General features: G+C 38.1%; 18 protein-coding genes. 11 read left to right on the forward strand and 7 right to left on the reverse strand.

Features of this window, described 5'->3' with window-relative positions; genetic code table 11:
- Positions 1-178 precede the first annotated feature (178 nt).
- The 7 genes from mqo (at position 179) to AC4IF5_RS16335 (ending at position 8,210) form a co-directional block, all read left to right on the forward strand.
- Complete coding sequence (mqo, locus tag AC4IF5_RS16305) at positions 179-1,684, forward strand: malate dehydrogenase (quinone) (protein ID WP_490736306.1); 1,506 nt, start codon at positions 179-181, stop codon at positions 1,682-1,684.
- Positions 1,685-1,769: 85 nt separating this feature from the next.
- Positions 1,770-2,171, forward strand: coding sequence for a hypothetical protein (locus AC4IF5_RS16310; RefSeq protein WP_490736308.1), 402 nt, complete (start codon positions 1,770-1,772; stop codon positions 2,169-2,171).
- A gap of 1 nt (position 2,172) precedes the next feature.
- Positions 2,173-3,039, forward strand: a complete 867-nt coding sequence (locus AC4IF5_RS16315; RefSeq protein WP_490736310.1) for an AadS family aminoglycoside 6-adenylyltransferase — start codon at positions 2,173-2,175, stop codon at positions 3,037-3,039.
- Positions 3,040-3,449: 410 nt separating this feature from the next.
- On the forward strand, positions 3,450-4,067 hold the full coding sequence (locus AC4IF5_RS16320; protein WP_490736312.1) for a DUF1684 domain-containing protein: 618 nt from the start codon (positions 3,450-3,452) through the stop codon (positions 4,065-4,067).
- A gap of 2 nt (positions 4,068-4,069) precedes the next feature.
- On the forward strand, positions 4,070-4,543 hold the full coding sequence (locus tag AC4IF5_RS16325; protein ID WP_490736314.1) for a GNAT family N-acetyltransferase: 474 nt from the start codon (positions 4,070-4,072) through the stop codon (positions 4,541-4,543).
- 72 nt (positions 4,544-4,615) lie between these two features.
- Positions 4,616-5,425, forward strand: coding sequence for a glucose 1-dehydrogenase (locus tag AC4IF5_RS16330; RefSeq protein WP_490736316.1), 810 nt, complete (start codon positions 4,616-4,618; stop codon positions 5,423-5,425).
- 118 nt (positions 5,426-5,543) lie between these two features.
- Positions 5,544-8,210: an MGH1-like glycoside hydrolase domain-containing protein gene (locus tag AC4IF5_RS16335; RefSeq protein ID WP_490736318.1), complete on the forward strand. Its 2,667-nt coding sequence runs from the start codon at positions 5,544-5,546 to the stop codon at positions 8,208-8,210.
- 133 nt (positions 8,211-8,343) lie between these two features.
- Here the strand turns inward: AC4IF5_RS16335 and recO are convergent, their stop codons facing one another.
- From recO to AC4IF5_RS16355, 4 genes are read right to left on the reverse strand one after another with little or no spacing between them, the layout of a single operon-like run.
- Positions 8,344-9,030 (reverse strand): DNA repair protein RecO, encoded by a 687-nt coding sequence (gene recO / locus AC4IF5_RS16340; RefSeq protein ID WP_490736320.1) that lies wholly within the window; start codon positions 9,028-9,030, stop codon positions 8,344-8,346.
- Positions 9,030-11,279, reverse strand: coding sequence for a type IX secretion system anionic LPS delivery protein PorZ (gene porZ, locus AC4IF5_RS16345; RefSeq protein ID WP_490736322.1), 2,250 nt, complete (start codon positions 11,277-11,279; stop codon positions 9,030-9,032). Before porZ ends, recO begins: the two co-directional genes overlap by 1 nt.
- A gap of 1 nt (position 11,280) precedes the next feature.
- The gene (locus AC4IF5_RS16350; protein ID WP_490736324.1) at positions 11,281-12,231 is read right to left on the reverse strand and encodes a bifunctional metallophosphatase/5'-nucleotidase; all 951 of its coding nucleotides are present in this window, start codon (positions 12,229-12,231) and stop codon (positions 11,281-11,283) included.
- Positions 12,231-12,989, reverse strand: a complete 759-nt coding sequence (locus AC4IF5_RS16355; protein WP_490736326.1) for a 5'-nucleotidase C-terminal domain-containing protein — start codon at positions 12,987-12,989, stop codon at positions 12,231-12,233. Before AC4IF5_RS16355 ends, AC4IF5_RS16350 begins: the two co-directional genes overlap by 1 nt.
- Before the next feature lie 107 nt (positions 12,990-13,096).
- On the opposite strand from AC4IF5_RS16355, the gene dapA reads away from it, so the two are divergent.
- The 4 genes from dapA (at position 13,097) to AC4IF5_RS16375 (ending at position 15,923) form a co-directional block, all read left to right on the forward strand.
- Positions 13,097-13,969, forward strand: coding sequence for a 4-hydroxy-tetrahydrodipicolinate synthase (gene dapA, locus AC4IF5_RS16360; protein WP_490736328.1), 873 nt, complete (start codon positions 13,097-13,099; stop codon positions 13,967-13,969).
- A gap of 135 nt (positions 13,970-14,104) precedes the next feature.
- Complete coding sequence (locus AC4IF5_RS16365; RefSeq protein WP_490736330.1) at positions 14,105-14,608, forward strand: GNAT family N-acetyltransferase; 504 nt, start codon at positions 14,105-14,107, stop codon at positions 14,606-14,608.
- Between the two features lie 294 nt (positions 14,609-14,902).
- The gene (locus AC4IF5_RS16370) at positions 14,903-15,484 is read left to right on the forward strand and encodes a helix-turn-helix domain-containing protein (RefSeq protein ID WP_490736332.1); all 582 of its coding nucleotides are present in this window, start codon (positions 14,903-14,905) and stop codon (positions 15,482-15,484) included.
- Positions 15,477-15,923: a response regulator gene (locus AC4IF5_RS16375; protein ID WP_490736334.1), complete on the forward strand. Its 447-nt coding sequence runs from the start codon at positions 15,477-15,479 to the stop codon at positions 15,921-15,923. The genes AC4IF5_RS16370 and AC4IF5_RS16375 overlap by 8 nt, the downstream gene beginning before the upstream one ends.
- A gap of 611 nt (positions 15,924-16,534) precedes the next feature.
- Here AC4IF5_RS16375 and recG read toward each other — a convergent pair.
- From recG to AC4IF5_RS16390, 3 genes are all read right to left on the reverse strand, one after another.
- The gene (recG, locus tag AC4IF5_RS16380; protein WP_490736336.1) at positions 16,535-18,622 is read right to left on the reverse strand and encodes an ATP-dependent DNA helicase RecG; all 2,088 of its coding nucleotides are present in this window, start codon (positions 18,620-18,622) and stop codon (positions 16,535-16,537) included.
- 147 nt (positions 18,623-18,769) lie between these two features.
- A complete protein-coding gene (locus tag AC4IF5_RS16385; RefSeq protein ID WP_490736338.1) occupies positions 18,770-19,303 on the reverse strand; it encodes a thioredoxin family protein in 534 nt (177 codons plus the stop codon).
- 41 nt (positions 19,304-19,344) lie between these two features.
- Positions 19,345-20,856, reverse strand: a complete 1,512-nt coding sequence (locus AC4IF5_RS16390; protein ID WP_490736340.1) for a peptide MFS transporter — start codon at positions 20,854-20,856, stop codon at positions 19,345-19,347.
- Between the last annotated feature and the right edge of the window lie 18 nt (positions 20,857-20,874).

Here is a 20,874-nt window from a genome sequence, read left to right on the forward strand (position 1 = left end):
AAAAGATTAATCTGATGGTTTTAATAAATGAAATGAACAAAATAAATTGATACTTTCCATCATATTGTCTTGCACAATTCATATCTGTTTTTACCATAAAAAATAACATGTTAAAATCCTTAAAACACATTTCTCTTTTTAAAACTTTTCCCGAAATTTGAGCTAAAATTTTAACATTATGCCACAATCGCTTACAAGCAGAACACCGAAATCTAAATATGACGTTGTACTGATAGGAGGCGGAATCATGAGCGCCACCTTAGCAACGCTGCTTCATGAATTTGATCCCAATCTAGAAATCGCTATCTTCGAAAGACTTGGAAGATTTGCCAAAGAAAGTACAGCAGCATGGAACAACGCCGGAACAGGCCACTCCGCTTTTTGTGAGCTAAATTATACTCCTGAAAAACCAGACGGAACCATTGATATCAAAAAAGCAGAAAGCATTGCAGAGCAGTTTGAAATTTCAAAGCAGTTCTGGGCTTATCTGATTTCCAAAGGTTATATTAAGGAGCCTAAAGAATTTATCAATTCGTGCCCGCATATGAGTCTTGTATTTGGTGAAAAAGATGCCGAATACCTTAGAAAGCGACACGATAAAATGAGCGGATCGGTTCTTTTTTCCGGAATGGAATTCTCTGCAGATCACGAAAAACTGAAAGAATGGATCCCGTTGGTGATGAGTAAGAGAAATAAATCTGAAGTCATGGCAGCAACGAAGATGGATATGGGAACGGACGTGAACTTCGGAACACTCACCCGAAAGATGGGAAGACACCTCCTTGAAGATTCCAATGTAGAAGTTTTCTTATACCATGAAGTAAAAGACATCGATCCGAGAGAAGACGGAAAGTGGGAAATGAAAGTGAAAGACAGAATTCACAATCACAAACAGGAAGTTGTTGCAGATTTTGTATTTATAGGTGCAGGAGGCTATGCGCTTCCGTTATTGGACAGCTCGGACATTAAAGAAAGTGAAGGGTACGGAGGCTTCCCTGTTTCCGGGCAGTGGCTGGTAACACATAATCAGGAACTGGTGGCAAAGCACCATGCTAAAGTATATACACAGGCAACGGTAGATGCTCCGCCAATGTCTGTTCCTCACCTGGATCTTAGGATCATCGATGGTCAGAAAGCGCTTCTTTTCGGACCTTTTGCCGGTTTTTCAACAAAATTCCTGAAAGAAGGAAGCTATCTGGATCTCCCCGAAAGTGTCAATACCAAAAACTTAAAATCACTTTTCGGTGCCTGGTGGCATAATATCCCTCTGACCAAATATCTTATTCAGCAGGTTGCTATGACCAAAGCGCAGAGAATGCAGCATTTGAGAGAATTTATCAAAGATGCTAAAGAAGAGGATTGGGAGCTGAAAGTAGCCGGGCAGAGAGTACAGGTCATTAAAAAAGATGAAAAAGAAGGCGGCAAGCTTGAATTCGGAACAGAAGTGGTGGTGAATAAAGACGGTACCATTGCTTCATTATTAGGCGCTTCACCGGGAGCTTCAACAGCTGTATATGCAATGCTGGACGTTCTTGAAAAATGTTTCTCTGAAAAATTCCATGGTGAGTGGAAAGAGAAGTTGCTTGAAATGGTTCCTTCTTATGGCCAGAAACTGGCAGACAATCCTGAACTTACCAATGAAGTAAGAAATTATACAAAAGAAAAACTGGAATTAGAATATTAACATCAGTAATGGGCTATGAGTAACAAATAATAAGGGTATACTTTTATACATTACTTATAGCCCATTACTCATTATTTATAAAAACGTGGAAGAAGTAGTTGTAAAGCCAGTCATTGTAAAAGAACTCCTGGAATCTCTTCAGTCCAAAGTAGAAGAAGAGAAGCAGGTCATTGTACACTGTTGCTTTCCGGCATCCCCCTTTTTAGGAAACCTGATCAGGATCTGGCATTCCACCTATCTTTTTGATAATCAGTCTGAGCATAGGAGCAAGCTGATCCATGTAGAAAATATTTCCATTTCACCTTACTGGACGCCTGTTCCTTTTATGCAGGATTTTTGGTTTACCCTGATATTCTCGGGACTTCCCAAAGACTGTAAGAGTTTTGATCTGAAAGAGGTGATCCCTGAAGAAGGAGGATTTTTTGTAGAATCGATCAAAAGGAATTCCTCTGACATCTATCGGGTAAAAATATCAGAATCCTATTAGTATGAAGATAAGAGAAGAAAAGCTGGAGAAGATTATTCACTGGGCACAAAATAACCCGGATATCCGAGCGGTTCTTCTGACCAGTTCATTGGTAAACCCCTATGCTCCGGTAGATGATTTTAGTGATCTGGACGTAGAGCTTGTTTTTGAGAATAGGGAAGCCTATGAAGCCAATAATGAATGGATCAGTCTTTTCGGCGAGCCGATTTCCATGATTGAGGAAGATGATGCCGCTTTTGATGGAAAGCATGCCATGAAAATGGTTTTGTATAAAGATCATGTAAAGGTTGATTTTAAACTCTATCAGATTGCGGAATTTATTAAGGAAATACAGGAGGAGATCCTTCCTGAAGACTGGGATGTTGGCTATAAGGTTTTGATCGATAAAGATGATCTCACAAAAGACCTTAAATCTCCTACTTATCAGTCGATCATGATTCATAAGCCGGCGGGAGAGAAATTTAAGCAGTTGCTTAATGATTTCTGGTGGGATACCACCTATGTAGCAAAATGCCTGAAGCGTGGAGATATCTTCTATGCCAAATTCATGTCTGAAAATATACTGAGAACAGATTATCTCGTTCCTTTGATCGAATGGTATATTGCCGATACCCACCATTGGAATAATATCACGACCAATAAGCATGGCAGGCTTTTTAAAAAATACCTTTCCGAAGATATCCGTAATAAAGTGGAAGCTACTTTTTCAGGCAGTGATATCGAAGAAAACTGGATTGCGTTGTTTGCCTATGCTGATCTGGTGCATGAACTGGGAACAGCTTTGGCCGGAAAACTCAATGTTGTTTATCCGGTAAAACTTGAAAATGATATCAGAAACTATCTTATGGAAGTAAGGGCAATGCCTTAATTTCAAGAGAATTCATTCTGCCGGATCAGTTTCTGTTCATGGGCTTTGCTTCTCAAAAATTGTGTTGGAAAGGCGTAGAATTAGTTTATTTAACCTGGGTTCGGGATAAGAAACAAAGGTTTAAGTCAGGAAGCTGGAAGAGGGAAGCTGGAAGGTAATATTGAACAAATAATTTCTGGTAGTTATCATAAAACTTGATGAAGTACTTCTTAAAACATGAATGAAATTGATTTTCAGCTGTTTTCAAACCTCAAAAACTTTCTTCTTCCAGCCTCCAGCCTCCCAATCTTATTTTCAAGCAAAGTGCCTTATCTCGGACTGAGGTTATTTAAAACAGATTATACTTTTTATTTCAATTTTAACTTTTAGTACGATGGAAAATTTATAATTTTACTTATAATTTCAAATCTATGAAAAAATATATACTAATCTTTCTGCTGCTGCCATTATTGTTTTTTTCTCAGGAAACGGCTTCACAGGAGGTATTAGCTGTTAAAAAATTTCAGAAAGATCTTAATGAAGAATATCTGAATCCTAAAACAACCCCTTTACGGGGGGAGAACTTTAAAAACTTTAAAGAGCATCCGTTCTTTCCGTTGGATATGAAATATAGAGTCACGGCAACATTTGTGAGAACAAAAGACGCGCAGCCTTTCGAGCTTCCTACTTCTTCAGGAAAGACAAAATCTTATCAGGAATATGGAAAAGCAACGTTTACGCTGGACGGAAAACCCTATACTGTAACTTTATACCAAAGTCTGGCCCTGATCAAGCAGAAAAAATATAAAGATTACCTTTTCCTTCCATTCCGGGATGCTACCAATGAAAAAGAAACTTATGGCGGTGGAAAATATATGGATCTGAAGATTCCGAAAGGGAATACCATTGTGCTGGACTTTAATCAATCTTATCAGCCGTTCTGCGCTTATAATGCCTATGACTACAACTGCCCTGTCGTTCCGGAAGAAAATAAGCTTCCCGTGGAAATCCGTGCAGGGGTAATGTATGAAGATATCTACCATCACTGATTATGATCAACTTAGAATTTTTTAAACCTGAAGACCTTTCTGGGGTCAGTTATGCTTTAGATGAAAATCAGCTGCGCTTCACAGCTTCACCCGAAGAGGCTTTACAAAGGATTAAAGAAAGAGAAGAAGGCAGTGCGTTTCCGGTTACCATCCTGGATGATGATGTGCCTGTAGGCTTTTTTGTTCTCGATTTTGGAAAAGATAAATTGGAGCTGACGGATAACGAAAGTTCCGTACTGCTGCGTTCTCTATCCGTCAATCCTGAAATGCAGGGAAAAGGGATTGGCAAAAAAGCTATGCTGGCCGTTGGCGATTTTGTAAAGAAAAACTTCAAAGACTGTCAGGAGATCGTACTGGCTGTGAACCAGAAAAATAGTTTGGCTTATCATATCTATCTTCAGGCCGGGTACACTTATGACGGAAAGACGAGGATCGGGAGAAGCGGTCCTCAATATCTGATGCACAAAAAACTTTAATAAAATTTTAAAACCTTAATTTTTCTTCTGCTGATTTCTTTCCATAACTTTGAGTAACATCAATCTCAAAATATGGAAATATCACTTCATAATCAGGTAGCTATCGTTACAGGTGCTTCCAGCGGAATAGGCTCCGGAATTGCAAAATCTTTAGCTGCAGCAGGAGCTGTAGTTATTATCAATCATTCTTCAGAAAGGTCTTCAGAAGAAGCAAAAGCAGTACTGAAAGAAATTACGGATGCCGGTGGAAATGGCATAACGTATCAGTGTGATGTTTCCCGGGAAGATCAGGTCATCAAAATGTTTCAGGATGTAATTTCTGAATTTCAGACAGTGGATATTCTGATCAATAATGCAGGTATTCAAAAAGATGCCCAATTTACAGAAATGACGCTTGATCAATGGAATGCTGTAATCGGGGTGAATCTGACAGGGCAGTTTCTCTGTGCAAGGGAAGCGATCAAGGAATTTCTGCGTCGGGGAATAGATCCGTCACGCTCCGTAGCTTGTGGTAAGATTATTCATATCAGCTCTGTACATGAAATTATCCCTTGGGCAGGACATGCCAACTATGCAGCAAGTAAAGGAGCCATCAGAATGCTGATGCAAACGCTGGCTCAGGAATACGGAGCAGATAGGATCCGTGTCAATTCCATTTGTCCGGGGGCTATTCAGACTCCTATCAATAAAGATGCATGGAGCACACCGGAAGCTCTCAATTCACTTCTTACCCTCATCCCTTACAACAGGATCGGACAGCCTCAGGATATAGGAAACCTGGCAGCATTTCTTGCCAGTGACCTTGCCGACTATATTACCGGAACAAGCATTTTTGTTGACGGAGGAATGACGACGTTTGAGAGCTTTTCTACAGGAGGTTGAGGGCTCAAAGGTTCAAGGTTTAGCATTCAAGGTGTAAAGTTGGAAAATAGTAGTCATTAATCCATGAATCCATTTTACCATTGTACAATGTATTACTCATCATTCATAATCATAGCTTATGTCAGAAAAAGAAAGAGTTTCAGATATCTCATGGAAAAAATGGGGTCCTTATGTCAGTAACCGGGAGTGGGGGCTTGTACGTGAAGATTACAGTGAAAACGGGGATGCCTGGAATTATACCAGCCATGATACAGCAGAAGCTAAAACATACAGATGGGGTGAAGAAGGAATATGCGGTATCTGTGACGATCTTCAGAAGCTGGTATTTTCCGTAGGATTCTGGAATAAAAAAGATGCAATGGTAAAAGAACGGTTCTTTGGTCTTACCAACGGGCAGGGAAATCATGGAGAAGATGTGAAAGAATACTTTTATTATCTGGATTCTACTCCTACTCATTCTTATATGAAAATGCTGTACAAGTATCCTCAGAATAAATTTCCTTATGAAGACCTGATAAGAACCAATGCGGAAAGATCTAAAAACGAACCGGAATATGAATTGATCGATACGGGAATTTTTGAACATAACGAATACTTCAATATTTTTATTGAATATGCCAAAGAAGACCAGAATGATATCCTGATCAGAGTAACAGTTGTCAATAAATCTGAAACTGAGGCTCCTCTTATATTGTTGCCAACCCTATGGTTCAGAAATACATGGAACTGGGGATATGATGATTATAAACCTCAGCTGAATGCAGAAGAAGCAGACCGGATCAAGATCAGTCACCGGGATCTTGAAGTAAAAAATATATATGCAAAACAATCTGAAAAGGTTTTATTCTGTAATAATGAATCCAATAATGAACGGCTTTATCAGTCACCCAATCAATCAAGATACTGTAAAGACGGTATCAATGATTTTGTGCTGACCGGGAATTCCCAGTCTGTAAATCCCAAGAATATTGGAACAAAAGCTGCATTTTTAATTGATGAATCTTTTAAAGGAAAGGAATCTAAAATATTTGAATTCAGAATTTCAGATAAAGAATTGAAAGATCCTTTCAGTGATTTTGATAGTATTTTTGAGCTAAGACATAAAGAAGCAGATGAATTTTATGCTGAGATCCAGAAGGGAATACCATCAGAGGATGAAAAGCTGGTGCAGAGACAGGCTTTTGCAGGAATGCTGTGGAATAAAATGTTTTATCATTACAATGTTGAAAAATGGCTGAAAGGAGATCCGGCAGAAATGCCGCCACCAAAGTCCCGTGAGAAGATAAGAAACCATGACTGGAAGCATCTCAACAATGAACATATTATTTCAATGCCTGATAAGTGGGAATATCCATGGTATGCGACCTGGGATCTGGCTTTCCATACCATCAGCTTTTCATTGATCGATCCGGATTTTGCCAAACATCAGCTGAAACTTTTCCTTTTCGAATGGTATATGCATCCTAACGGGCAGCTTCCTGCTTATGAATGGGATTTTAGCGATGTCAATCCTCCTGTGCATGCATGGGCCGTTTTCAGGGTATTTAAAATTGATGAATACCTGAGAGAGAAACCGGATCTGGAGTTTCTGGAAAGTGCCTTTCAGAAATTATTGATGAACTTTACCTGGTGGGTCAATAAAAAGGATATCAACGGCAATAATATTTTTGAAGGAGGTTTTCTGGGACTTGATAATATCGGTGTTTTTGACCGGAACTCTGTGCTTCCCAATGGTGAGCAGCTCGAGCAGTCAGATGGAACAAGCTGGATGGCTATGTTTGCGCTGAATATGATGAGAATTGCTTTAGAATTGGCTCTCTACAATAATGTTTATGAAGAAATGGCCATGAAGTTTTTTGAACATTTTCTGTCCATTGCCAATTCACTGGATAATATGGGAGATGAAAACATCAGCCTTTGGGATGAGGAAGATGAATTTTTTTACGATGCCATAGCTTCCAGCGATGGTGATCATATGTATTTAAAACTACGGACTATCGTAGGATTGATTCCCATGTTTGCTGTTGAGGTCATTGACGATGAGATGATTGAGAACCTTCCCAACTTTAAAAAAAGGATGAAGTGGATACTGGATAATAAACCCGAATTAGCCTCACTGGTCTCAAGATGGGAAGTCAAAGGGCAGGATTCCAAACATCTTTTATCATTGCTTCGGGGGCATCGTCTAAAGAGACTGTTGAAAAGAATGCTGAATCCTGAAGAATTTTTAAGTGATTACGGGGTAAGGGCCCTTTCCAAAGAATATGAGAATAATCCTTATACGCTGAACCTTAATGGAACAGACTATTGTGTACAATATACTCCTGCAGAAAGTGACAGCGGCCTTTTTGGAGGAAACAGCAATTGGAGAGGGCCGGTCTGGTTTCCCATCAACTTTTTGATCATTGACAGCCTTCAGCGGTTTTTCTTTTACTATAGCCCTGATTTTTTAGTGGAATATCCTACCGGAAGCGGAAAGTATTCAAACCTGGATCAGATTGCCGACTCGTTAAATAAAAGGCTTGCCAAGATATTCCTGAAAGATGAAAACGGGAGGAGACCTGTCAATGGTCAGTATGAAAGATTTCAGACTGATCCTGATTTTAAAGATTATATTCTGTTCTACGAATACTTTCATGGAGATAACGGGCGTGGGGTAGGAGCCTCTCACCAGACGGGCTGGACCGGACTTATTGCTAAGATCCTGCAACCGAGATTCTCTAAAAAGCAAATCGCCGAATCTGAAACTGAGATGCCTGAGGATGCTGAAGAAAAGAAGGGATAGAGCTTTATATGGAGAAGAAAGCAAAGAAGGCTTAATTTTTGAGCTATAAGAAGCTCAAAAATATATAAATTGGGATAAATACCGTATTCTTTTCTTTGCTTATCAGCTTTAGGGGTTTTCTTAGCCTTTCAGGTCACTCAAAGATTTGCTGTATCACTTCCAGCGATGCCGGTGTTCTAAAATCAGTAATATGGTAATGATAATATACCAGGAGACTGTCCAGAAAGTCTTTTCTCAAGGAAGGATGTATTTTTGTTGCATAAAAACTTTCAGTGCTCAGTGCCGTTCTCCATATCATTGAAACCTCTTCATTGAACAGTTGGTGAGTAGGAGCAAAAGAAAACGTTCCGGTTTCCGGATCTAAAAATTTTCCATCACCCAGCAATGGAGCCACTCCCTGAATCTTTAAAACTGCAATTAAAAAAAGAAGGTGAGCCTGGTAATTCCTGTTGCCCAGTTCGCTGATAAAATTATCAATACTATGATAGATATGAATGTTCTTATTTTCATATTTAAGGATCTGGCTTAAAAAATCTGAAATGAAAAAGATTACGGTATTAACCTTTATATCGGTATAGATATCAGTATTTTTTACCAGTTCAAACTTTGATACGGAGGGAATTCCATTCCCTCTGAGAGGGTTGATGGAAAAATTGAGTTTATTCAACGGCTGCAGCAGAGCTTTCTTTTTATTCCTTTTGGAATAGATTCCCTTTAGAAAATAGCTTTGAAAGCCTTCTTCTTCTGTAAAACAATGCAGTACAGCATCATTTTCTCCATATTTTAAGAATGAAAGTAAAAAACCGTTTTGTGAATTCATTAATTGACCACTCCTATTTTGGCTGTAGCTTTGTCAGATCCGTCCTCATTGGTCATCAGGACAAAATAAATTCCTGAAGCAACTCTGATCCCTTTCTGATTGTTAAGATCCCATTCATAATATCCTCCTCTTGCCACTGCTGAATGTACAACATTTCCTGCGGCATCAACGATCCTTATATTGGTTTTCTCTGCGAGCCCTTTAATGGTAACTTTTCCTTTAAAATTAGCATAGACAACGGGGTTAGGGTAAACCACCACATCCCCAAAGTTGGAAGTGACATCAGCCACATCTCCCTGATACGTTACAATACCATTATAGGTTACAAAATATACCTTGCCTGTTTTCTTATCTATTTTTATATCTGTAACACTGTTTGTAGGAAGAGGTGAGTTCTCCCGTGTAAAATGTTTAATGGTTCTCTGGCCGTCAGAAGACAGATAATATACTCCGCCACCGTCTACAGAAACCCATTTGTGATCTCCCGCATCTACTGCAATCTGAAGAATGGATGCATCTCTGAAAAGCTCTTCACCAAGGCCGTTTTGCTCTATGATTATAGGTTCAGGCTTAGGGGTAGGGGTTTTTATTTCAGATGCCGCATTCTGTAATACTCTTAAACCATTGTATGCACCGATCCAGGCATCTCCGGACTTGTCAAATGCTACAGACAGTGTCCCTTCTGCAAGTCCGTTAGCTTCTCCCAGGATATAATCAGAATCATCAGAAAGATTGGTAGCGCTCTTATAATCATAGGTCCAGAAATTATTAGATCTTGGTAGAGGCACCCACAACATATTTTCGTGAAAAACAGGTTTTTGGGTAGTCTCACTGGAAAGGATGAGCTTCTTAATAATATAATCATCTGAGGCTTTATCATAAATAGCAATAGAGGGATTTCCTCCGTCATTATATCCAAAAGACAGGAAGATATTATTTTGAGGGTCAGTAGCGAAACCTACAGGACGTCGTAAATATTCAGGAGCATCCAGGTTATAATACTTTACCAGGTCAAAATCTTTATTGCTGGAATTGTATTTCATTCTGTAGATCCCCTGGTTCCTCATCGTATAATTGGCAAAAAGTACCTCATTACTATCGTTCGGATTTATGATGGCATCCAGTACATTAATATCTCTTGGATTATTAATGAAGAAAGAAGAGTAGATCCACTCTGCACCATTAAAATAATAGAAGCCGGGCTTTTTAGGATTATTGACCGGATGGTTATAGTTGTTTATCCTGGCCCCGGATGAAACCAGCAGCTGATTATTATCGAAAAGGTTGATATTATACGCAAAATTGAAATATGGACCTGAAGGCTTATAAGTATTGCTGCCTTCGTCTTTTATTCCTGATAGTACAGTTCCTCCCAATACTTTTCCACCGGCCACTATTGCGGTATTACATTCCTCTCCGAGGCTTATTGCGTTTAAAGAAATCCCGTTGATTCCATAGGTATATATTCTGTTGTCAGTCACCACAATATTGTTTGATGAAACGACAACATCATGGATATCTCCAAAAGTGTTAGGAAGCTGAGTCGGAGTTCCGTTATTATAAATGAACGCAGCTGTTGCAGACGAAAATACCATTTCGGATTCGGAATCTATATGCTTGAAGGCTCCCGGTATCTCTGTCGTCCATGTGGAATATACAGGGAAGGTGGTATTCATTTCATGGCTTTTCAGGCCTTTATCCGTCACTGAATAAACCTTGTTGCCAAATATGGTTGCTTCATTACTCGCTTCATAAACACCGCCTGTAATGAAAAATGAAGAATCTTTAAACTCTTTCTTTTTCATATCAAATATAGAAAGCCCATACCCTACGGAAATGACTGCCTGATCACCGGTTATAGAGATATGATTGATCTTTTTATCTCCATTATAGCCGGTAGCGATAGGAATATCTACAATATATTTGATCTCCTCCGGCGTGATAACATCCATGGAACCATTTTGATAGCCGATAAGGCCTGTTTTGGTCTGTGGATTATAATCGAAGGCGGTTATTCCGATATTATGCAACCCGTTGGCTTTTGATAACTTCGTAATTTCTCCTGTTGATATAGTATAATAAAATATCCCGTTTTCTGTGGCCGCAATTATCTTTCCGTTGTCTTCTTTCATTGCGAGGACATTATTGTAGGAAAAAAGATCCGCCCATTTTTTTGATGAAATGACCTGTGCTTTAGTAAACTGCAGAGATGCTAAAATACCAAGAGAAATTATAGAGAGTTTTTTCATATTATGCTGTTATGCTGCTGTCAATTATCTGGTTATTCCAGGAGATATGCTGTACGTTTTTGTTTGTATCAAAATAAAAATCTATTCTGCCTAAAAGAAGACCTGCCCATCCCACTTGATTGACAAGAACGTTTTTCCCCTGTCTGTTAGTGAAAGTTTGAGGTTCCGGCAGGAATGTATGGGTATGGCCACCTAAGATAATATCAATATTTTCTGTGTTGGCTGCTAAGATCTTATCACTTATTTTATCAGGCTCATCCTGATAGTCATAGCCTATGTGTGAAAGGCAAATCACAAGATCACACTTTTGTTCTTTTTTCAGAAAATTGGAATAATGCTGTGCTACGTCGACCGGATGGGAATAAACGGTTTCTGCATATTGCTTTTTGCCTACAAGACCGTCCAGTTGGATCCCGACTCCGAAAATCCCCACTTTGATTCCATTTTTATTGAAAATCTTATACTGTGAAGTTTTTCCATCAAGGATAGTATTTTTAAAATCGTAATTGGAGCAGATAAAAGGAAACTTCGCATTAGGAAGTACCTTTAGAAAACCTTCCAGTCCGTTATCAAAGTCATGATTTCCCATAGTGGAAGCATCATACTTCATCATGGACATTAGCTTGAACTCCAGTTCTCCTCCGAAAAAGTTGAAATAAGGGGTCCCCTGAAAAATATCTCCGGAATCAAGAAGCAGTACATTGCTTTCCTGATTTCTGATCTGCTGAATTAAGCTTGCCCTCCTTGCAAACCCACCCTGATTGGGATTCCTTGTGTAGCTTGCATCAAAAGGTTCTATTCTGCTGTGCTGGTCATTGGTATGAAGAATAGTCAGTTTGTTTGCGGATTTTAAATTGAGAATATGTAATTCTTCCGCCATCATCATATTGGGAGCTAAAGCCATTGCTAAAGATCCGCCGCTTATTGCCTTTAAAAAACTTTTTCTATCCATTACTTCTTACCGATAAAATTTAAACGAACATCTGTAGCAGGAACTACTTCAGGATTTTTCTTGAACCATTCAATATATAAATCTCTCAGTTTAACACCTGTAGGGATCGATTCTCCTTTTGCGAAAAATTTCATATTATCACCTCCCAGCGCAAGGTAGTCTGAAGTGGCAATATAATAATCCCTGCCCGGATCTACAGCTTTTCCATTAATTAAAGATTTTGTCAGCTGTCCGTCTTTTGTTTCAATATATAAGTGAGAGACAGGATTGTTTACCTGAGTTTTTGCATAATACTCAAAAAGTCCGGGAAGATCTGCTCCTTTCATTTTTACAATGATCAGTTCATTTTCGAAAGGCATGACTTCAAAAACATTTTTCAGCATAATGTCACCTTTCCCGATAGTAGTACGGATCCCTCCGATATTGATCAATGCGGCATCCACATCCTGCTTAAGATTGGTTTTGGCCCATCGGTCACCTCCTTCAAGGGTATAATCGGCTAAAAGATTGCCCAGATTGCTGTTATCTCCCTGCTTTGTAAGATCCACATTTGTATGAGAGATCTTCTGGTTCATTTCTCTGTCCAGTTTTTGTTTATACGGTTCAATAAACTTTGCAAACTCCTCATCATTCTTTAGCTCATTATTAATAGAAATATTTTTCTGGGTCTTCACGTTGGCAAGCTGCAGCGAAGAAGCTGTTTTGCAGGCAGTCAGTGAAACCAGGGCAATTCCTAATAACAAGAATTTATTTTTCATATAATCTTTTAGTATATGCAAATATAACTATATGTATAATAAAACATTATTATTTATTACAAATTCTTACGGTAAATGATTAAATTTGACAAAAATAATTCGAACAGATGAGCATTTTAAAAGGAGTAGGTGTTGCATTGGTAACGCCCTTTAATGAAGATTTATCCGTTGACTTCGACAGTTTGACAAAACTGGTAGAGTATAATATTGAAAACGGAACCAATTATTTGGTAGTATTGGGAACTACGGCAGAAGCCGCAACGCTTTCTGCTGAGGAGAAGAAACAGGTAATTGAGCATATCATTAAGGTAAATAATAAACGTCTTCCTTTAGTATTGGGAATTGGCGGTAACAATACTCTTGAAGTCAAGAAACAGATCGAGGAAGCAGATCTTTCTGCATTTGAAGCAGTACTTTCTGTATCTCCATATTACAATAAGCCTAATCAGGAAGGTCTTTATCAGCATTATAAAGTTTTAGCTTCCACAGGTAAGAATATCATTATCTATAATGTACCTTCAAGAACAGGACAGAACGTTGAGGCAGATACTACGATTCGTCTTGCAACAGAATTTCCTAATCTTTTCATGATCAAGGAAGCGGCTCCGAACATTTTACAGTACTTTGATATTCTGAGAAAGAAGCCTGAAGGATTTTCTTTGGTTTCCGGAGATGATGAATATACGCTTCCTGTGACTTTAGCAGGAGGAAACGGAGTGATCTCTGTAATCGGACAGGCATACCCGAAGGAGTTTTCAACCATGGTACAGCTGGCTTTTGAAGGTAAAGTAAAAGAAGCCTATGAAATTCATAATAAGCTTGTGGAGATTACCAGGCTGATCTTTGCGGAAGGAAACCCTTGTGGTGTCAAAGTAATATTGGCTGAAAAAGGAATTATTAAAAATTATTTAAGACTTCCTTTGGTGGTAGCCTCAGAAGGGCTTCATACAAAAATTAAAGCTGAAATGGCAAACATTTAAAAATGAGGAGTGAATCATGAATGGTCAATGATGAACTTTAAGAATTCAGCGTTGGTATTCAGTCATCAACATTAAAATTATCATAGGTGAAAGGCTCCGGCTTTTCACTTTTTTTAATCACAATAGTACGTAATTATGAAATTAGTAAAAGCAACGGCAGGGGATATCCCTTTAATCCAAAACCTGGCACGAAGATCCTGGGAAAATGCTTATGCAGATATCCTTTCCGCAGAACAAATGGAATATATGCTTTCCGAAATGTATTCTGAGACTGAAATTAAAAGCCATCTCCTGAAACCTGATTATCATTATTATCTGATCCAGGATGAAAGTACAGGAGTCTTTGAAGGCTTTATAGGATATGAACACAATTATGAGGAAAGAACCACAAAGCTGCACCGTATTTATCTGGTTCCGGAAAGCAAAGGAAAAGGATTTGGGAAAAGAGCGCTTCAGTTTCTGAACGGTAAAGCTTCTGAGAACGGAAATGAAAGAATTATCCTGAACGTCAATAAATACAATTCAGCAAAAAACTTCTATGAATCCCAGGGATACAGAGTTTATGATGAAGGCGTTTTTGATATCGGCAACGGATTTGTGATGGATGATTATCTAATGGAATTCCTAATTCACATCTGATTGACTTAAAATTTTGTAACTTTATCCTGTAATTCTATAACGGGTGATTTCTTTTTTTGAAGCATCTTTGTTTCAGAACCAAATCACTTAATAACAATACATTCATATGCTTGGTTTTGAGCTGAATCAGCTTTTTATCAGTATATTTTTTTCATCCTTAGTGTTTAAATTCCTGTATTTAAGAATACAGGAGTTTTTTTGCGTATATATTATGTTAAAAAAATATACTCCTATTTCACGTTTACTTGAAATAAATTGTTATATTTACTAAAAAATTGGCTAATTTATACTAGGATGAAAATGTATGTTAAATTTGATTTCAATGCTCTTTGTAAAAAGATATTGGACGAGAAGCTTAAGGAGCACGGTCTGAAGTACCGGCTGCTGAATTTCGGTGAAGTGGAGTTCTATGAACCCATTACGCAGGAACAACATTATCTTTTTAAGAAGAATCTTGGTGAGTATGGCATCGAAATCATAGAAAGCCAGAAGACCGCCTTGGTTCAGAAAATAAAAGATGCTATTGTAGAACTTGTTTTTTCTGATGAGATCATTCCGGTAAAAGCTTCCATTTATATTTCAGAGAAACTGAATCACAGCTACGGATATCTTTCCAATCTGTTTTCAGAGGTAGCTTTTACCTCTATTGAGAATTTTATTATCCTTCAGAAAATAGAACATGCGAAAGCACTGATCATAAGAAACAAACAGAGCCTTACAGAAATTGCCCACAAGCTGAACTATTCCAGTGTGGCACATTTAAGCACACAGTTTAAGAATACAACAGGAATCACACCATCGCAGTTTCAAAAGATCATAGGAAAAAGAAGAAGAGCCCAAAGCACGGTCATAAACCCTAAAATGCAGTATGAATAAAGAATTTCTGAACGTAATAGTAGCAGATAACGATGAGAATACTTTAATTTTTTTTAAGAATATATTAAAAGAGCTGAAAATCTCTATAAAAGTTCAATGCTTCAGCAACGGAAAAAGCCTGATGGAATATCTGAAGAATGATGATGCGGTAGTTCCTGAAATTGTTTTTATAAAATATAAGATTCCCGGAAAAGGCAGCATGGAATGTTTAGATGAAATTCATTCGGATATAAAGTTCAGCAATATGGTGATTGTCATTTATTCTGAACCTATTCCGGAAAATGAGATTGAAGATATTTTTGTAAAAGGAGCTAATGTTTTTATGAAAAAGCCGGAGTCTTTTGAAACACTGAAGAAGGTGCTTACGGAAGTTATCACAATCAATTGGCAGTACTATACTTCAGGGCTTAATAAAGAGAATTTTATCCTGAAAGTATGACAGATGAATGATTTAATTCTTTTTATATAAAGGAAAAAGATGATATTTACCACATACTATTCACAAATAAGTGAAAATTTTATAACTAATAATTAAAATAATATAAAATAAATTTCAATTAATATTCTGAGATTTGTACAAGAAAACCCAGTGACACAAATTTATTATATATGAAGAAGATGCAGATGAATGAAGAGTAATTGTTTCCATAAACAAAATTATATAAATCACGATGTTAGTTAACAAAATGAATTATATTAATTTCCAATTTTAAAGCATAGAAGATCTTTAAACAAAACGGTACAATCATGAAAACTTGAAATGGTTGGAGATATTTTTATTCGTTTCATTCCCTCATCTCCAACTCAACACAGTTAGTTTTTATAATAAGCAAGTTGGAAAAATAATTCATTTTGTTTTTTATAATTTATTTTAATAGTTATGGCTTTTACCTTATTCAAATAATATATAAATATTTTCACACCACATCACAAAATATTAAGTCTAAACTATTAAAATAAATTTTTTTTTTATTTATTAAGACCAAAAGTAATTTCTTCTAAATAACAGTTTTATAAGGGGACCGCAGGAAAATTTTTCTGCGGTTTTTTTTATGAAATTTTACTCCACTTATTTTTTCCTTTATAGTTCCGGATATAATAATTTTTGATGATCAGATTGTCTGGTCTTGCCAGCATAGGATCGGCTTCCAGGATTTTTTCAACCGTATTTTTAGTCGTTTTGATGATCGCGGAATCATTGACAAGATCCAGCCTTTTGAAATCTACCACACCACTTTGCTGGGTTCCCAGAATATCGCCGGGCCCACGAAGCTGCATGTCGACTTCAGAAATTTTAAAACCATCATTGGTTTCGGTCATCGTTTTTATACGGGTTCTGCTTTCTTTGGACAATTTATCCGAAGTCATCAGGATGCAGTAGCTTTGTTCAGCGCCTCTTCCCACGCGACCTCTGAGCTGATGAAGCTGTGACAGGCCAAACCTTTCGGAACTTTCAATCACCATTACAGAAGCATTGGGAACATTTACGCCCACTTCAATTACTGTAGTAGCGACCATAATTTCTGCTTTTCCGGAAGCAAAATAAGCCATGGCAGCATCTTTTTCATCCGGTTTCATTTTTCCATGCAGCATGGTTACATTGTAGTCTGAAAAATAATCCATGACATGTTCCAGTCCCTCCATCAGATTTTTATAATCTAAGGTTTCAGATTCTTCGATCAGAGGATATACAAAATAAACCTGTCTTCCTTTTTTGATTTCATCTTTACAGAAATTATAAACGTAGAGCCTGTCTTTTTCACGTCTGTGAGCCGTAATGATAGGCTTTCTTCCCACAGGCATCTCATCGATCACAGAAACATCCAGATCGGAATAAAAGCTCATAGCCAATGTCCTTGGAATAGGAGTGGCCGTCATGACCAGAATATGCGGTGGAATTTTATTTTTAGCCCAAAGTTTTGCCCGCTGGGCGACACCAAACCGATGCTGCTCATCAATAATGGCAAGACCAAGGTTCTTAAATTTAACTTTATCCTCCAATACAGCATGGGTCCCCACTAAAATGGAAAGCGAGCCGTCTTCAAGCTCTTCATGAATGACTCTTCTCTCAGCAGCTTTGGTGGAACCGGTCAGAAGTCTGACATTGATGCCGGTTTTATCCAGCAGCTCCTTAATACCATTATAATGCTGCTGCGCAAGGATCTCTGTAGGAGCCATCATACAGCTCTGAAATCCATTATCCATGGCAATGAGCATGGTGAGTAATGCCACCATTGTTTTTCCTGAGCCTACATCACCCTGCAAAAGCCTGTTCATTTGTATCGGCCTTTTCATATCCATACGGATTTCTTTTAAGACCCTTTTTTGCGCATTGGTAAGCTCAAAAGGAAGGTGATTCTCGTAAAAATCATTGAAATGATCTCCTATAATAGGAAATGGATTGCCGTAGGACTGTGTTTTCTGATGAAGCTTCTTTAAACCATATCCTAACTGGAAAAAGAACGATTCTTCAAATTTTAACCGGAAGTCAGCCTTATCAAAATGTTCCATATCTTTTGGGAAATGGACATTCAGAAAAGCGTGCTGCCTCGACATAAACCTGAAGGTTTTCATCAGGTATTCCGGAAAGTTTTCTTCAATAAGGTTCGGGATTTCTTTACAGATATTTCTTAACGCATTTTGGAAGAACCGTTGGTTGAGCCCTCTTTTGGTAAGCTTTTCAGAGCTTGGATAAATCGGTTTCAGACGGGTATCTCCCTCTTTCTTTTCCTCAGCTTCTATTTCCGGATGCGGCATAGAAAACTGACGATTGAAAACATTGATCTTTCCGAAAATATAGACTTCACGGTTAATGGGTAATTGCTCCTTTAGCCATTTTGAATACTGGAACCATACCAGATCCATACTGCCGGTCTCATCATTGAATTTAGCGGAAAGCCTTTTTGTTTTTCCGGTCTGAATTTCCTGAACCTGGGTGATCCTTCCTTTCAATTGTATTTCCTGGCTGCTTTCTCCCTGAAGCTGGGATATTGTATAGATCTTACTTTTGTCTAAATAACGGATAGGGTAGAAGTTCAGCATATCTTCTACAGTAGAAAGTCCCAATACACTCTTGATGAGCTTGGCTCTTTCCGGGCCTATTCCCTTTACATATTCTATGGAAGTTTCTAAAGTCATTTTTTATCTGAGTCTCGAATTTCGAGAACCGGGTTTCGAATGAAAAAACAAAGGTCCGAATTTCGGTAAAATAAAAAAGACTTCCAAAAAAAATTGAAAGTCTTCAGTCTATATAGAGCAACCGAAACCTAAAGTCCGGACTGTCAGTTAATCTTTAATTTTAGATTTGAATTTTTTCTGGTAATCTTCCCATTGCTCTCTGGTACGGATCTTTTTAAACAGATTCTTTGAGATCAGCTCCAGATAGGGTTCCAGTTCTTTAGCGGATAATTCTCCCTGCAGAATTGTGATCGGGTCACCCTGCTCATCCAGAAATACAGTACTTGGGACAGCCCCTACATTCATGTATTGTGTAAACTCATGCAGGGAATTTCTTCCTTTTTTATGTTCTTTATCAGGATTGGAAAATGTTCTTCCAAAAATTTCTATACTTTTCTTTTCCTCTGCATTAAATTTTACAGGATAATAATTTTCATTTAAAACCTGCCCGATTACGGGATGCCCATAGGTCTTTTTGTCCATGATCTTGCATGGAGCGCACCAGTCTGCATAGAAATCGATAAGGATCTTTTTAGGATTTTCCTTTTGAGCCTTTAAAGCTTCTTCAATGGTCATCCACTTTACCTGTGCGAAGCTAAAATTTAATAGTAATAAGAGAACTATGCTTAAAATTTTTTTCATAATTTGATATTTACGTAAAAATAAGCATAATTACTTATTTTCTATTTTACATCCTGCATTAATTTTTTCACGTACGGAGATATCAAAATTAATACCACTCCGGCAATTACGGCATACAATCCCAATTGTTTATATCCATCGGTATAAGTGATAAGCTCATCATAGTTGGTAGAACCTTCTTTGGCAGTGGCGAGGCTGGCACCGATGATCCCGGCAACATATTGTCCGTAAGCTGAAGCGAGGAACCACATTCCCATCATCATTCCCTGAAGATTCTTGGTAGAAAGCTTGGTCATGATAGACAATCCGATTGGGGAAAGACATAGCTCTCCAAGCGTGATAATCAATAATGCCAGTGTAAAGAAGTTCAATGAAGTAATTCCCTGAAGATCGGCAAATAAACGGGTTGCGAATAGAACATAATACCCTAATCCCAAGAAAATAAACCCTAACCCGAATTTAATAATAGTATTGGGCTCGATCTTTCTTTTATTCAGCCAGATCCAGAGAAGCCCGATAAGCGGAGCAAGGAAAATGATGAAAAATGCACCTCCCGAGTTATTGACACCATTCGGGTCCAGACCAAAAAGATCTTTATTCAGGTTCTTGGCTGCAAAAATACTTAAAGACCCTCCACTTTGTTCATAGATTCCCCAGAACAGGATTGAGAATATAATGAAAACCAAAGCAGCCCAAAGCTTTTTGCGCTCTGATGCTGTTACTTTGCTCATTTCATAAAATAGATAGATCAATGTTAATGGTCCAATGGTCCACATAAAATAATCGGTATACTCCGTTTTGGCAACCATGATCATAATGATCGGTATAAAAACCAAAGACAGTACATACACCCCATATTCTTTCCATTTTGGAATGGGAGCAGCCTTTACTTCCGCCAAAGGATGTCCCGGCTGAAGCCCGATGGTACCCAACCTTCTTTGTGTAAATACAAAATTGATCAGACTGACAACCATTACTACGGAAGCCAGGCCAAAAGCGATATGCCATCTCATTTCTTCTGCAATAACGTTGCCCAGGAATTCTCCTTTACCAATAGCGATACATAAGTAACCTCCTAATAATGCTCCCAGGTTAATTCCCGCATAGAAAAGCGAAAAACCGGCATCTGCCCTTGAGTCATTAGGCTTATAAAGCTGGCCTACCATTGAGGAAATATTAGGCTTGAAGAAACCTGTTCCTACGACGGTAAACGCAATTCCCAGGAAAAAGAACTTATGAGGATCTGTTGCCAGGATCAGACTTCCGAGGATCATCAGAAGACCTCCCCAGAAAAGTGATTTTCTGAATCCTAAAATTTTATCTGCAAAAAGACCGCCTACAAATGTAAAGGCGTATACGAAGGCTTGTGTAGCTCCATATTGAAGGTTGGCTTCTCTTTCATGGAAATTAAGCTGGGAGATCATAAAGAAAACCAGCATTCCTCGCATTCCGTAGAAACAGAAACGTTCCCACATTTCAGAGAAAAACAGGCTCCAGATTTGTCTTGGGTATTTTCCTTTGAAATTTTGTATTTCATCTAAAGTTAAGCTCATAATGATATATGATTAAGT

The sequence above is a fragment of the Chryseobacterium sp. UF-290 genome, assembly GCF_058245615.1.